Origin of the sequence: Variovorax sp. M-6 (genome assembly GCF_052114385.1) — a bacterium.
In the GTDB taxonomy this organism is placed as follows: domain Bacteria; phylum Pseudomonadota; class Gammaproteobacteria; order Burkholderiales; family Burkholderiaceae_C; genus Variovorax.
Map to the genome: position 1 here is coordinate 226921 of NZ_JBFREQ010000001.1, position 14039 is coordinate 240959.

Here is a 14039-nt window from a genome sequence, read left to right on the forward strand (position 1 = left end):
CGCGGGACTGGGGCCGAATACAGGCCATGTGTTGCGGCGGTGCGACACCCTCCGCAGCGTAAAATTCCGCCTCCCTTGCCGTCTGCGTGCCGCCCATGACCTCGTTCGCCAAAGAAACCCTCCCCATCAGCCTCGAAGAGGAAATGCGCCGCAGCTATCTCGATTACGCCATGAGCGTGATCGTCGGGCGGGCCCTCCCCGACGCCCGGGACGGCCTCAAACCGGTGCATCGGCGCGTGCTGTTCGCCATGCACGAGCTCAACAACGACTGGAACCGGCCCTACAAGAAGTCGGCCCGTATCGTCGGCGACGTCATCGGCAAGTACCACCCGCACGGCGACCAGTCGGTCTACGACACGATCGTGCGGATGGCGCAGAACTTCTCGATGCGCCACATGCTGGTCGACGGCCAGGGCAATTTCGGCTCGGTCGACGGCGACATGGCGGCCGCCATGCGCTATACCGAGATCCGGCTGGCCAAAATTGCGCATGAAATGCTGGCCGATATTGACAAGGAAACAGTCGATTTCGGCCCCAATTACGACGGCTCGGAAAAAGAACCGCTGGTATTGCCGAGCAAGCTGCCAAATCTGCTGGTCAATGGCGCCGGCGGTATCGCGGTCGGCATGGCGACCAATATTCCGCCGCACAACCTGAACGAGGTGGTCGACGCCTGCCTGCACCTGCTGCGCCATCCCGAGGCCAGCATCGACGACCTGATGGAGATCGTGCCGGCGCCCGACTTCCCCACGGCCGGGATCATCTACGGCATCAATGGCATCAAGGACGGCTATCGCACCGGCCGCGGCAAGGTCGTGATGCGCGCCCGGTGCCATTTCGAGGACATCGACCGCGGCCAACGGCAGGCGATCATCGTCGACGAGCTGCCCTACCAGGTCAACAAGAAGACGCTGCAGGAGCGCATGGCCGAGCTGGTGCACGAGAAGAAGATCGAAGGCATCAGCCACATCCAGGACGAATCCGACAAGTCGGGCATGCGGCTGGTGATCGAGCTCAAGCGCGGCGAGGTGCCCGAGGTCGTGCTCAACAACCTCTACAAGCAGACCCAGCTGCAGGACACCTTCGGCATCAACATGGTGGCCCTGGTGGACGGCCAGCCCAAGCTGTGCAACCTGAAGGACCTGATCGAGGTCTTCCTGCAGCACCGCCGCGAGGTGGTGACCCGCCGCACGGTATTCACGCTGCGCAAGGCGCGCGAGCGCGGCCACGTGCTCGAAGGCCTGGCCGTGGCGCTGGCCAATATCGACGAGTTCATCGCGATCATTCGCAACGCGCCCACGCCACCGGTGGCCAAGGCCGAACTCATGACCCGCGCCTGGGACAGCAAGCTGGTGCGCGAGATGCTGACCCGCACGCGCGCCGACGGCGGCGTGATCAACGCCGACGACTACCGGCCGGACGGGCTCGAGCGCGAATACGGCATGCATGCCGACGGGCTCTACAAGCTGTCGGACACCCAGGCCCAGGAAATCCTGCAGATGCGCCTGCAGCGCCTGACCGGCCTGGAGCAGGACAAGATCGTCGCCGAGTACAAGGAAGTGATGGCGGAGATCGATGACCTGCTGGACATCCTCGCCAAGCCGGCGCGGGTCTCGGTGATCATCGGCGACGAACTCACCACCATCAAGCAGGAATTCGGCCAGAGCAAGCTCGGCGCCCGCCGCAGCCTGGTCGAGCACAGCGCCTTCGACCTCTCGACCGAAGACCTGATCACGCCCACCGACATGGTCGTGACCCTGTCCCACAGCGGCTACATCAAGAGCCAGCCGCTGGGCGAGTACCGGGCGCAGAAGCGCGGCGGACGCGGCAAGCAGGCCACGGCGACCAAAGAGGACGACTGGATCGACCAGCTGTTCATCGCCAACACGCACGACTACATCCTGTGCTTCTCCAACCGCGGCCGGCTCTACTGGCTCAAGGTCTGGGAAGTTCCGGCGGGCTCGCGCGGATCGCGCGGCCGGCCGATCGTCAACATGTTCCCGCTGCAGGAAGGCGAGAAGATCAACGTGGTGCTGGCGCTCACCGGCGAGAAGCGCACCTTCCCGGCCAACCAGTACGTCTTCATGGCGACCTCGATGGGCACGGTCAAGAAGACCGCGCTCGACGAGTTCAGCAATCCACGCAAGGCCGGCATCATCGCGGTCGACCTCGATCCGGGCGACTACCTGATCGGCGCCGCGCTGACCGACGGCGCCCACGACGTGATGCTGTTCTCGGATGGCGGCAAGGCGGTGCGCTTCGACGAGAACGATGTCCGTCCGATGGGCCGCAATGCCCGCGGCGTGCGCGGCATGACGCTGGAGGACGGCCAGGGCGTGATCGCCATGCTGGTGGCCGAGGACGAGGCGCAGAGCGTGCTCACCGCGACCGAAAACGGTTACGGAAAACGCACAAGCATTACCGAGTACACGCGACACGGCCGGGGAACCAAGGGCATGATCGCGATTCAACAAAGTGAACGTAACGGCAAGGTGGTGGCCGCGACTCTCGTGCATGCCGACGACGAGATCATGCTCATCACCGACAAGGGTGTCCTCGTGCGCACCCGAGTCTCCGAAATCCGCGAACTGGGGCGTGCGACGCAAGGCGTCACCCTGATCGGACTCGACGAAGGCGCCAAGCTCAGCGGGCTGCAGCGCATCGTCGAGAATGACGCGAATATCGAGAATGAACCCGGTGCCGACGATCCTTCCACCCCATCTTCAACGGAGAATCCCAGTGAATAAATTCAAACTCGCGCTTCTGACGGTCGCGCTCGCCGGCAGCTCCCTCGCCATGGCCCAGGACAAGGCGGCGCTGATCAAGCAGTTCATCGACATGCAGCGCCCCGGCATCGAATCGCTGGCGCGCGGGCTGGTCGAGCAATCGAGCGCCCCGATCGCGCAGGCCGGTTCGCAGTACCTGCAGACCCAGGTGCCGGCCGAAAAGCGCGAAGCCGCCGCCAAGGCAGCCGACGCCGAGCTCAAGAAGTACTTCGACGAGGCCTACCCGATCGTGCGCGACAAGGCCGTGCAGCTGGCTCCGGGCGCCCTGACCCCGATCATGGAGCAGAACTTCTCCGAAGAGGAGCTCAAGCAGCTCATGGCCTGGATCAGCTCGCCGCTGAGCAAGAAGTACCAGGAAATCAACCCCAAGCTGCAGACCGCGCTGACGGAAAAGCTGGTGGGCGAGACCCGTGCCACCATCGAACCGAAGATGGTCGCGCTCGACGCCAGTGTCGCCAAGGCACTGGGCGCACCGACCAACGCGGGTGGAGCAGCCAAGGCAGCGCCTGCCAAGGCGCCCGCCAAGAAGTGACGCAGCGCGCGGGTCCGCGCCCGTACAACTTTTCCGCCGGTCCGGCCGCGATGCCGGAGGCGGTGCTGCAGCGCGCCGCCTCCGAGATGCTGGACTGGCACGGCAGCGGCATGGGCGTGATGGAGATGAGCCATCGCGGCAAGGAGTTCGGCGCGATCTGCACCCAGGCCGAGGCCGACATCCGCGCCCTGCTCGCCGTGCCGGCGCAGTTCCATATCCTCTTCATGCAGGGCGGCGGCCTCGGCGAGAACGCGATCGTGCCGATGAATCTCTCGCGCGGAACCCGCGCGGACTTCGTTGTCACGGGCAGCTGGAGCGCCAAGTCGCAGAAGGAAGCGCAGCGCTACTGCGAGGCGAAGATCGCGGCGACCAACGCGGCCGACCAGCACACGCGACTGCCGGACCCGGCGACCTGGCAGCTGTCGGCGGATGCCTCCTACGTGCACGTCTGCACCAACGAGACCATCAACGGCATCGAGTTCCAGCAGTTGCCGGACCTGGCCGCGCTCGGCAGCAAGGCGCCGCTGGTGATCGATTTCTCCTCGCACGTGGCGTCGCGGCCGGTCGACTGGTCGCGCGTGGGACTGGCCTTTGGCGGCGCCCAGAAAAACCTCGGACCGGCCGGCCTCACGATCGTGATCGTGCGCGACGATCTGCTGGGGTCTGCCCTCGAGATCTGTCCCAGCGCCTTCAACTACAAGACCGTGGCGGACAACCAGTCGATGTACAACACGCCCCCGACCTGGGGCATCTACATCGCCGGCCTGACCTTCCAGTGGCTCGCGCAGCAGACCGAAGGCGAACTCACGGGCATCGCGGCCATGGAAGCGCGCAACATCGCCAAGGCGCGGCTGCTGTACGACTTCATCGACGGCTCGGACTTCTAYGCCAACAAGGTCGACCCCGGTTGCCGCTCGCGCATGAACGTGCCCTTCTTCCTCGCCGACGAGAGCCGCAACGATGCCTTTCTGGCAGGCGCGCGCGAGGCCGGGCTGCTGCAGCTCAAGGGCCACAAGTCGGTCGGCGGCATGCGCGCGAGCATTTACAACGCCATGCCGCTGGCCGGCGTGCAGGCCCTGGTGGGCTACATGCGAGAATTCGAGCGGTCGCGTGCGTAGAGGCACGCGCCACCGACCGAATGACCGCACCAGAACCCACGCCCTCCGTCCCTGACACCTCCTCCGGCCTGGCCGATCTGCGCGTGCAGATCGACTCGCTCGACCAGCAGCTTCTCGACCTCCTGAACCGGCGCGCCCGCGTTGCCGAACAGGTCGGCGAGGTCAAGAAGCGCGAAGGCACGCCCTTCTTCCGTCCCGATCGCGTCGCGCAGGTGATCGAGAAGATGCAGCAGAGCAACGGCGGCCCGCTGAAGGCGCTGCACGTCGCTGCCATCTGGCGCGAGATCATGTCGGCCTGCCTGGCCCTCGAATCGCCGCAGCGCGTCGCCGTGCTCGGCCCCGAGGGCACCTTCTGCGAACAGGCCGCGGTCGAGTACTTCGGCGGCGCCGCCGACCTGGTCTATTGCGCCAGCTTCGACGAGGTCTTCCATGCCACCGCGGCCGGCAGCGCGCAGTACGGCGTGGTCGGCGTCGAGAACTCCACCGAAGGCGTGGTCACCCGATCGCTCGACCTGTTCCTGCATTCGCCCACCCACGTGGTCGGCGAGGTCAGCCTGCTGGTGCGCCATCACCTGCTGCGCTCGAGCAATTCCCTCGAAGGCGTCGAGGCCGTGCTGGCCCATCCGCAGGCGCTGGCGCAGTGCCAGACCTGGCTCGCGAAGCACCTGCCGAATGCGGAGCGGCGCGCCGTCTCCAGCAACGCCGAAGGCGCCCGGCTGGCGGCGGGCAATCCGGCCTGGGCCGCGCTCGCGAGCGAGCGCGCGGCCACCCGCTTCGGGCTGCACATCGTCGCCCATGCGATCCAGGACGACTCCTACAACCGCACCCGTTTCGCCATCATCTGCCTGCCCCAGACGCTGGCGATGCCGCCGGCCTCGGGCCGCGATTGCACCAGCCTGGTGGTGTCGGTGCCGAACCAGCCCGGCGCGGTCCACGACCTGCTGATGCCGCTCAAGACCAACAACGTCTCGATGACCCGCTTCGAATCGCGGCCGGCTCGCACCGGCCAGTGGGAGTACTACTTCTACATCGACCTCGACGGGCATCCCTCGCAGCCCAACGTCGCCGCCGCGCTCGTCGAACTGCGCAAGCTGTGCGCGTTCTACAAGGTTCTCGGCGCCTACCCCATCACGGCCTGAGGGCAGCGGACGATGTTCGAACAGTTGGGTCTGATCGGCTGCGGATTGATGGGCGGCTCGTTCGCGCTGGCGCTCAAGCGCGCCAAGCTCGTCAAGCGGGTGGTGGGCTACAGCAAGTCGCCCTCCACCACCGAGCGCGCCCGGCAGCTCGGCGTGATCGACGTCGCCGCACCCTCGGCGCTGCTCGCGATGTCGGGCGCGGACCTGGTGCTGATCGCGGTTCCCGTGGGCGCTTCCGAACAGACTTTCAAGGCCATCCGCCACGGCATCACGGACCAGACGCTGGTGATGGACGTGGGCTCGACCAAGGGCGACGTCATCGAGGCCGCGCGGCGCGGCCTGCAGGACCAGATCGGCGCCTTCGTCCCCGCGCATCCGATCGCCGGCAAGGAAGTGGCGGGCGTCGAGCATGCGGATGCCGCCCTCTACGCCGGGCGCCAGGTGGTGCTGACGCCGATCAAGGCCACGCTGCGCTCGAATGTCCAGCGTGCCACGCAGGTCTGGACCGGCATCGGCGCCAAGGTGGTGACGATGACGCCCGAGGCGCACGACAGCGCCTTCGCTGCCGTCAGCCACCTGCCCCACCTGCTGGCCTTCGCGTTCACCAATGCGATCGCCGCCAATCCGCAAGGCGGACGCTTTCTGGAACTGGCCGGCCCGGGTTTCCGCGATTTCACGCGCATCGCGGCCGGCGACCCGACCATGTGGCGCGACGTGCTGCTGGCCAATCGCGACCAGGTGCTGCTCCAATCGCGCGCCTTTCGCGATGCATTGGCCGAGCTCGAAGCATTGATGAGCGCGGGCAACGCGCAGGCGCTCGAAGACGCGATCGCAGCCGCCAGCCGGGTGCGGGCCCAATGGCAGCCCGGCGCCGCCGCTTCGCCCGACTGATTCGACACCCTCTCCCAGGCCTGCCCACCTCGGCTGACATGTTCTCAACACCTTTCCTCGACATTCCGCCGTTGGCGGGGGCGGCCGGCACGGTTCGCCTGCCGGGCTCCAAGAGCATCTCCAACCGCGTGCTGCTGCTGGCCGCACTGGCCAGCGGCACGACCACCGTGCACGACCTGCTCGACTCGGACGACACGCAGGTGATGCTCGACGCGCTGGCGGCGCTGGGTTGCGGCATCGAGCGCACCGGCGACAGGCTGCGCATCGAAGGCCTCGGCGGAAAGCTGCGAACGCCCTCGGCCTCCCTGTTCCTCGGCAATGCGGGCACCGCGATGCGGCCGCTGACCGCCGCGCTCGCGCTGCTCGGCGGCGAGTTCGAGCTGCGCGGCGTGCCGCGGATGCACGAGCGGCCGATCGGCGACCTGGTCGACGCGCTGACGCAGCTCGGCTGCCGCATCGACTACCTCGGCAACCCGGGCTTCCCGCCGCTGCGGATCCATCCGGTCGCGCTCCACGCGCTCCAGCTCGACGCCCCGATCCGCGTGCGCGGCGACGTCTCGAGCCAGTTCCTCACGGCGCTCCTGCTGGCGCTGCCGCTGGCGTCCCAGGCACCCGCCCCCACGCTGCCCGAGGGAGCGGCCCCGCCTGGGGACGGCCCGGCGGCAGGGCGCGACATCGTGATCGAGGTGATCGGCGAACTGATCTCCAAGCCCTACATCGAGATCACGCTGAACCTGCTCGCTCATTTCGGCATCGCGGTGCAGCGCCACGGCTGGGAGCGCTTCACGATTCCGGCCGGCAGCCGCTACAGCTCGCCCGGCGATATCCACGTCGAAGCCGATGCCTCGTCGGCCAGCTACTTCATCGCGCTCGGCGCCATCGCCAACGGCGCGGGCATCCGGATCGAAGGCGTCGGCGCCGACTCGATCCAGGGCGACATCCGCTTCATCGATGCCGCCCGGCAGATGGGCGCGCACATCGACAGCGGGCCGAACTGGCTCGCGATCTCGCGCGCGGCCTGGCCCCTGAAGGCGATCGACATCGACGCCAACCACATTCCCGATGCCGCCATGACCCTGGCCGTGATGGCGCTGTACGCCGACGGCCCAAGCACGCTGCGCAACATCGCCAGCTGGCGCGTGAAGGAAACCGACCGTATCGACGCCATGGCCAACGAGCTGCGCAAGCTCGGCGCCACGGTCGAGGACGGGCCGGACTTCATCCGCGTCCATCCGCTGGCAGCGGCGGATTGGCGGGTGGCCAGCATCAAGACCTACGACGACCACCGCGTGGCGATGTGCTTCTCGCTGGCGGCCTTCAACCCGGCCGGCGTCGGGGTGCGCATCCTGGAGCCGCACTGCGTGGCCAAGACCTTTCCGGACTACTTCGAAACCCTGTTCTCGGTGGCCGAGGCCGCCGAGGTGCCGGTGATCTGCATCGACGGCCCGACCGCTTCGGGCAAGGGCACGCTGACGGTCGAGGTCGCGCGGCAGCTCGGCTACCACTACCTCGACTCGGGCTCGCTGTACCGCGTGACGGGGCTCGCGATGCGCCGCCAGGGCCTCGACGCGCTGCCCGAGCACGAGACGCAAATCGCCGAACTGGCGCGCGCGCTGCCCCTGGCCTTCAGCGAAGGCAAGGTGCTGCTGGCCGGCGAGGACGTGAGCGACGCGATCCGCACCGAAGCCGCCGGCATGGACGCCTCCCGTGTCTCGGCGCTGCCGGCCGTGCGCACCGCGCTGCTGGCACTGCAACGCAGCTTCCGCCGCCTGCCCGGCCTGGTGGCCGACGGGCGCGACATGGGCACGGTGATATTCCCCGACGCCGAACTCAAGGTCTATCTCACCGCGAGCGCCGCGCAGCGCGCCGAGCGGCGCCATAAGCAATTGATTTCAAAGGGTATTTCAACTACAATAGTCAGCCTTCGCGCCGACCTGGAAGCGCGCGACCTGCGGGATTCGTCCCGCAAGGTGGCGCCGCTCAAGCCGGCGCCCGATGCCCGCCTCCTGGACAACTCCTCGCTTTCGGTCGAGCAATCGATCGAGCAGGTGCTGCTCTGGTGGCAGGAAGTACAGCCTTTCAAGTCGTCTTGATCGGCATTTCGATCCAGCAGGTCCCCGCCGCGCGACAGCGCACCGGCCTGCTGGTTGTTCAACCCTAACCGGGCCCCAAAGCCCACACAACCGCCGTCTCCAGACCCAAGCCAGTCGCAATCGTGCTGCTGCAAACCCTGCGTGACGGAAGGAAAAACACATGTCTGAATCTTTTGCCGACCTATTCGAAGAATCCCTGAAGCGTTCGGAGATGCGCACCGGTGAGGTCATCACCGCCGAAGTCGTGCGTGTCGAACACAACCACGTCGTGGTCAACGCAGGCCTCAAGTCCGAAGCCTATGTGCCGATCGAAGAGTTCAAGAACGACAAGGGCGAGCTCGAAGTCCAGGCCGGCGATTTCGTTTCGGTGGCCATCGGCAGCGTCGAAAACGGCTACGGCGACACCATCCTCTCGCGCGACACCGCCAAGCGTCTGGCTTCGTGGCTCGCGCTCGAGAAGGCCCTCGAATCCGGCGACTTCGTCACCGGCACCACGAGCGGCAAGGTCAAGGGCGGCCTCACGGTTCTGGTCAACGGCATCCGCGCCTTCCTGCCGGGTTCGCTGATCGACACGCGTCCGATCAAGGACCTGACCCCCTACGAGAACAAGACCCTCGAATTCAAGGTCATCAAGCTCGACCGCAAGCGCAACAACGTGGTGCTCTCGCGCCGCGCCGTGGTCGAAGCCAGCATGGGCGAAGAACGCGCCAAGCTGATGGAAACCCTGAAGGAAGGCGCAGTCGTGCGCGGCGTCGTCAAGAACATCACCGAATACGGTGCGTTCGTCGACCTCGGCGGCATCGACGGTCTGCTGCACATCACCGACATGGCATGGCGCCGCGTCCGCCACCCGAGCGAAGTGGTGCAGGCCGGCCAGGAAATCACCGCCAAGATCCTCAAGTTCGATACCGAGAAGAACCGTGTCTCGCTGGGTCTGAAGCAGATGGGCGACGACCCGTGGATGGGCGTTTCGCGCCGCTACCCGCAATCGACCCGCCTGTTCGGCAAGGTCACGAACATCGCCGACTACGGCGCGTTCGTCGAACTCGAACCCGGCATCGAAGGCCTGGTGCACGTCTCCGAAATGGACTGGACCAACAAGAACATCGCGCCGAACAAGATCGTCTCGCTGGGCGACGAAGTCGAAGTCATGGTCCTCGAGATCGACGAAGACAAGCGCCGCATCAGCCTCGGCATGAAGCAGTGCAAGGCCAACCCGTGGCAAGAGTTCGCCCAGAACACCAAGCGCGGCGATCGCGTCAAGGGCCCGATCAAGTCGATCACCGACTTCGGCGTGTTCGTGGGCCTGGCTGCCGGCATCGACGGCCTGGTTCACCTGTCGGACCTCTCGTGGAACGAAACCGGCGAAACCGCCGTTCGCAACTACAAGAAGGGCCAGGAAGTCGAAGCGATCGTGCTGGCCGTCGATGTCGACCGCGAGCGCATCTCGCTGGGCATCAAGCAGCTCGACAGCGATCCGTTCACCACCTTCACGACCGTGAACGACAAGGGCCAGATCGTGACCGGCAAGGTCAAGACGGTCGACGCCCGCGGTGCCGAGATCGACCTCGGTGAAGACATCATCGGCTACCTGCGCGCCAGCGAAATCTCCCGCGACCGCGTGGAAGATGCACGCAATGTGCTCAAGGAAGGCGACGAAGTCACGGCCGTGGTGGTCAATGTGGATCGCAAGACCCGCAACATCCAGCTGTCGATCAAGCAGAAGGACATGGTCGACGAGCAAGGCGCCATGGCCAGCCTGAGCCAGCAGTCGGCACGCGAGAACGCGGGCACGACCAGCCTGGGCGCCCTGCTGCGCGCCAAGCTGGACAACAGCGACAAGTAAGCTGAGTCCGGGGACAGAGCTGGCGCCTGGCGCCGCTCTGTCCTTTTTTTTCGTCCTACATTTCTCTTTGCCATGACCCGCTCCGATCTCGTCGAGGAACTCGCAGCCCGCTTCGCGCAGCTGACGCACCGCGATGCCGAATACGCCGTCAAGACCATCCTGGACGCGATGGGCGACGCGCTGGTGCGCGGGCATCGCATCGAGATCCGCGGCTTCGGCAGCTTCACGGTGAACCGGCGCCCGCCACGCATCGGACGCAATCCGCGTTCGGGCGAGAGCGTGCAGATCCCCGAGAAGCGCGTGCCTCACTTCAAGCCGGGCAAGGCCCTGCGCGAAGCGGTCGATGCGCGCACGGCGCTGCTCGACGCAGAGAAGCAGAAACGCGGCTGAGGATCCAGCCGACATAGAATTCCCCGGCCAACGGGGACCCGCATGAAATATCTCCTGTGGCTGCTCAAGGCAGCCATTTTTTTTACCCTCTTTGCCTTCGCGCTGAACAACCAGCACGACGCCACCGTCTACTTCTTCTTCGGCACTTCGTGGCGCGCGCCGCTGGTGCTGGTGGTGCTGGCCGCCTTCGCGGGCGGCCTCGTGGTGGGTGCGCTCGGCATGCTGCCGGGCTGGTGGAAGCACCGCAGCGCGGCGGCGCAACTGCCCGCGGCACCGGTCCCGCCCACGACCGCCTCGAGCACCCCGGCACCGCCCGCGGCCGCCACCGACCTGCCCGCCGTGCGTCAACATGGACTTTGATTTCAGCTGGTTGCTGCTCGGCCTGCCGCTTGCCTTCGTGCTCGGCTGGCTGGCTTCGCGCTTCGACCTGAGGCAGCTCAGGATCGAGAACCGCCAGGCCCCCAAGGCCTACTTCCGCGGCCTCAACTTCCTGCTCAACGAGCAGCAGGACCAGGCCATCGATGCCTTCATCGAGGCGGTCCAGAACGACCCCGACACGCAGGAACTGCACTTCGCGCTCGGCAACCTGTTCCGCCGGCGCGGGGAGTACCAGCGCGCGGTGCGCGTGCACGAGCACCTGCTGGGCCGGGGCGACCTGAGCCGTGCCGACCGCGACCGCGCGCAGCACGCGCTGGCGCAGGATTTCCTGCGCGCCGGGCTGCTCGACCGCGCCGAAGCCGCGCTGCAGAAGCTCGAAGGGACTCGCTACGAGAACGAGGCCAGGCTGTCGCTGCTGGCGATCTACGAACGCTCGCGGGAATGGGCGCAGGCCGAGGACGTCGCCCAGAAGCTCGACGAATCCGAGCAGGCCAGCTACAGCGCCCGGCGGGCCCACCACCTGTGCGAACAGGCGGCCGAGCGCGTGGCCGGCGGCGACCCGGACGCCGCGGCGCGGCTGCTGCTGCAGGCGGTCGCGCTGGCGCCGGAGGCGCCGCGTCCGGCGATCGACACCGCCACCCTGCAACTGCGCAAGGGCGACGCGGCGGCCGCTTTCGACACCCTGGCGGCACTGAGTGAAACGGCGCCGCTGGCGCTTCCGCTGTATGCCGCGGCCATGCAGCAGGCCGCGGTCGCGTCCCAACGCTCGGGCGAGGCGCTCGCGCTGCTGCAGCGCCGCTATGTCGCATCGCCCTCGATCGACGTGCTCGAGGCGATCATCGCGCTCGGCGGCACGCCGGCATTGCCCGAAGACGCCCCGTCGGACGATGCGGCGACCTCGCCCGAGCCGCGCGACGGCTACATCGCCCACCTGGCGCATCACCCGTCCCTGGTGGCGGCGTCGCGCTGGCTCGCGGGCGAACGCTTCGAGAACGAGCAGTTCCACCCCCAGGTGCAGCGTTCGCTCGACCAGGCGACCCGGCCGCTGATGCGCTACCGCTGTGCAGCCTGCGGCTTCGAGGCCCACCAGTACTTCTGGCATTGCCCGGGTTGCCAGGCCTGGGACAGCTACCCGCCGCGGCGCGTCGAGGAACTCTAGAGAACAAGGCCCCCACGCTCCCTCACTGCGTGTGGTCGCTGCCCCCCGAGGGGGCCGCAGGCCGCCTTGGGGCGGCCCGGCACCGGCCTTCCCCCGGCGGCGCTTCGCCGCTATCATGTTCCGCGCCGGGCGCACTCGGCGCGCGGTGGGGCGTTTCGGCGCTTCTCACACCATGTCAGGGAGAGAAAAAATGATGAAGAAGATCGTGGCCATCGCGGCCATGTTGTTTGCGGTCGCCTCCTGGGCGGCGGTCGACGTCAACAAGGCGACCGACGCGGAGCTCGATGGCGTCAAGGGCGTGGGCCCGGCGCTCTCCAAGCGCATCATCGAAGCGCGCAAGGAGGCGCCGTTCAAGGACTGGCCGGACTTCATGACCCGGGTCAAGGGCGTGAAGGAGAAGGCGGCGACCAAGCTGTCGGCCGAAGGCCTGACGGTGAACGGCCAGGCCTTCGGTGCCGCGCCCGCGCCGGCGCAGGTTGCCAAGAGCGAGGCGAAGGCCGAGCCGAAGAAGGCCGCCGCCGGGGCCGCCAAGGCGGCTTCCAAGCCCTGAACACGCGCACGGCGCACGAGCGCCGTCGCTGATGCAAAGCCGCCCCCGGGGCGGCTTTTTCGTTGCCGCGCTGATCCGGCGCGGCGCCGCCGATGGCAGGGAAATGCCCGAGCGGTGGCCCGATATTTGCACGTATGCTGCCCGTCGCCTGTTCACATTCGCACGTTCCGGAGAGCCCATGAATCACAAGTTCGGCATCGCACTCGCTGGCCTCACCCTCTGCGCGGCAACCGTCGCGCAGACCAAGTGGGACCTTCCCACGGCCTACCCCGCCACCAATTTCCACACCGAGAACATCACGCAGTTCGCCAGTGACGTCGACAAGGCCAGCGGCGGCAAGTTCAAGATCACGGTGCATCCCAATGCGGCCCTGTTCAAGGCCCCGGAGATCAAGCGCGCGGTGCAGGGCGGCCAGGCGCAGATGGGCGAGATCCTGCTCGTGAACTACCAGAACGAATGGCAGATGTTCGGTGCCGACGGCATCCCCTTCCTGGCCGACAGCTACGACGCCGGCTGGAAGCTCTACCAGGCCCAGAAGCCGGTGCTCGAGAAGAAGCTGGCCGAGCAAGGCATGATGCTGCTCTACGCGGTGGCCTGGCCGCCCCAGGGCATCTTCGTGAAGAAGGAGATCGCCTCGGCCGCCGACCTCAAGGGGGTGAAGTGGCGCGCCTACAGCCCGGCCACCGCGCGCATCGGCGAACTCGTCGGCGCCCAGCCCGTGACGGTGCAGCAAGCAGAGCTGTCGCAGGCCATGGCCACCGGCGTGATCGAGTCCTACATGTCCTCCGGCTCGACCGGCTACGACACCAAGACCTACGAATACATCAAGAACTTCTACGACACCCAGGCCTGGCTGCCCAAGAACGCGGTGCTGGTCAACAAGAAGGCCTTCGACGCCCTGGACAAGCCCTCGCAGGAAGCGCTGCTCAAGGCGGGTGCCGAAGCCGAGAAGCGCGGCTGGGAGGTGTCGAAGAAGAAGAACCTCGAGTACCTTGACCTGCTGAAGAAAAACGGCATGACCATTCACGCGCCCTCGCCCCAGCTCAAGACCGACATGAAGAAGGTCGGCGACACCATGATCAAGGAATGGCTCGAGAAAGCCGGACCCGAAGGACAGACCGTGATCGACGCCTACAGGAAGATGTAGGGGTGAAGGT

The 14039-nt window shown here is 66.9% G+C and carries 12 protein-coding genes; all 12 read left to right on the forward strand.

Annotation, left to right across the window (positions count from 1 at the left end):
• Positions 1-95 precede the first annotated feature (95 nt).
• The 12 genes from gyrA to AB4Z46_RS01170 all read left to right on the forward strand — a co-directional run bounded on the left by gyrA (position 96) and on the right by AB4Z46_RS01170 (position 14029).
• Positions 96-2747 carry a DNA gyrase subunit A gene (gene gyrA / locus AB4Z46_RS01115; protein ID WP_442281625.1) on the forward strand — a complete coding sequence of 884 codons (2652 nt, stop codon included), beginning with the start codon at positions 96-98 and terminating at the stop codon, positions 2745-2747.
• On the forward strand, positions 2740-3318 hold the full coding sequence (locus tag AB4Z46_RS01120) for a DUF2059 domain-containing protein (RefSeq protein WP_442281626.1): 579 nt from the start codon (positions 2740-2742) through the stop codon (positions 3316-3318). Before gyrA ends, AB4Z46_RS01120 begins: the two co-directional genes overlap by 8 nt.
• A gap of 50 nt (positions 3319-3368) precedes the next feature.
• Positions 3369-4436 carry a 3-phosphoserine/phosphohydroxythreonine transaminase gene (gene serC, locus AB4Z46_RS01125; RefSeq protein ID WP_442281879.1) on the forward strand — a complete coding sequence of 356 codons (1068 nt, stop codon included), beginning with the start codon at positions 3369-3371 and terminating at the stop codon, positions 4434-4436.
• Between the two features lie 20 nt (positions 4437-4456).
• Positions 4457-5575, forward strand: coding sequence for a prephenate dehydratase (gene pheA, locus AB4Z46_RS01130; protein WP_442281627.1), 1119 nt, complete (start codon positions 4457-4459; stop codon positions 5573-5575).
• Positions 5576-5587: 12 nt separating this feature from the next.
• On the forward strand, positions 5588-6466 hold the full coding sequence (locus tag AB4Z46_RS01135) for a prephenate dehydrogenase (RefSeq protein WP_442281628.1): 879 nt from the start codon (positions 5588-5590) through the stop codon (positions 6464-6466).
• A gap of 38 nt (positions 6467-6504) precedes the next feature.
• A complete protein-coding gene (locus tag AB4Z46_RS01140; protein ID WP_442281629.1) occupies positions 6505-8559 on the forward strand; it encodes a bifunctional 3-phosphoshikimate 1-carboxyvinyltransferase/cytidylate kinase in 2055 nt (684 codons plus the stop codon).
• A gap of 160 nt (positions 8560-8719) precedes the next feature.
• Positions 8720-10405, forward strand: coding sequence for a 30S ribosomal protein S1 (gene rpsA, locus AB4Z46_RS01145; protein ID WP_286371265.1), 1686 nt, complete (start codon positions 8720-8722; stop codon positions 10403-10405).
• Positions 10406-10477: 72 nt separating this feature from the next.
• Positions 10478-10795: an integration host factor subunit beta gene (locus tag AB4Z46_RS01150; RefSeq protein WP_442281630.1), complete on the forward strand. Its 318-nt coding sequence runs from the start codon at positions 10478-10480 to the stop codon at positions 10793-10795.
• A gap of 42 nt (positions 10796-10837) precedes the next feature.
• Positions 10838-11155 (forward strand): LapA family protein, encoded by a 318-nt coding sequence (locus tag AB4Z46_RS01155; protein WP_442281631.1) that lies wholly within the window; start codon positions 10838-10840, stop codon positions 11153-11155.
• Positions 11145-12332, forward strand: coding sequence for a lipopolysaccharide assembly protein LapB (gene lapB, locus AB4Z46_RS01160; protein WP_442281632.1), 1188 nt, complete (start codon positions 11145-11147; stop codon positions 12330-12332). Before AB4Z46_RS01155 ends, lapB begins: the two co-directional genes overlap by 11 nt.
• A gap of 190 nt (positions 12333-12522) precedes the next feature.
• Entirely contained in the window at positions 12523-12882 is a 360-nt protein-coding gene (locus AB4Z46_RS01165; RefSeq protein WP_442281633.1) for a ComEA family DNA-binding protein, read from the forward strand.
• Positions 12883-13060: 178 nt separating this feature from the next.
• Positions 13061-14029, forward strand: coding sequence for a TRAP transporter substrate-binding protein (locus AB4Z46_RS01170; RefSeq protein WP_442281634.1), 969 nt, complete (start codon positions 13061-13063; stop codon positions 14027-14029).
• The last annotated feature ends 10 nt before the right edge of the window (positions 14030-14039 follow it).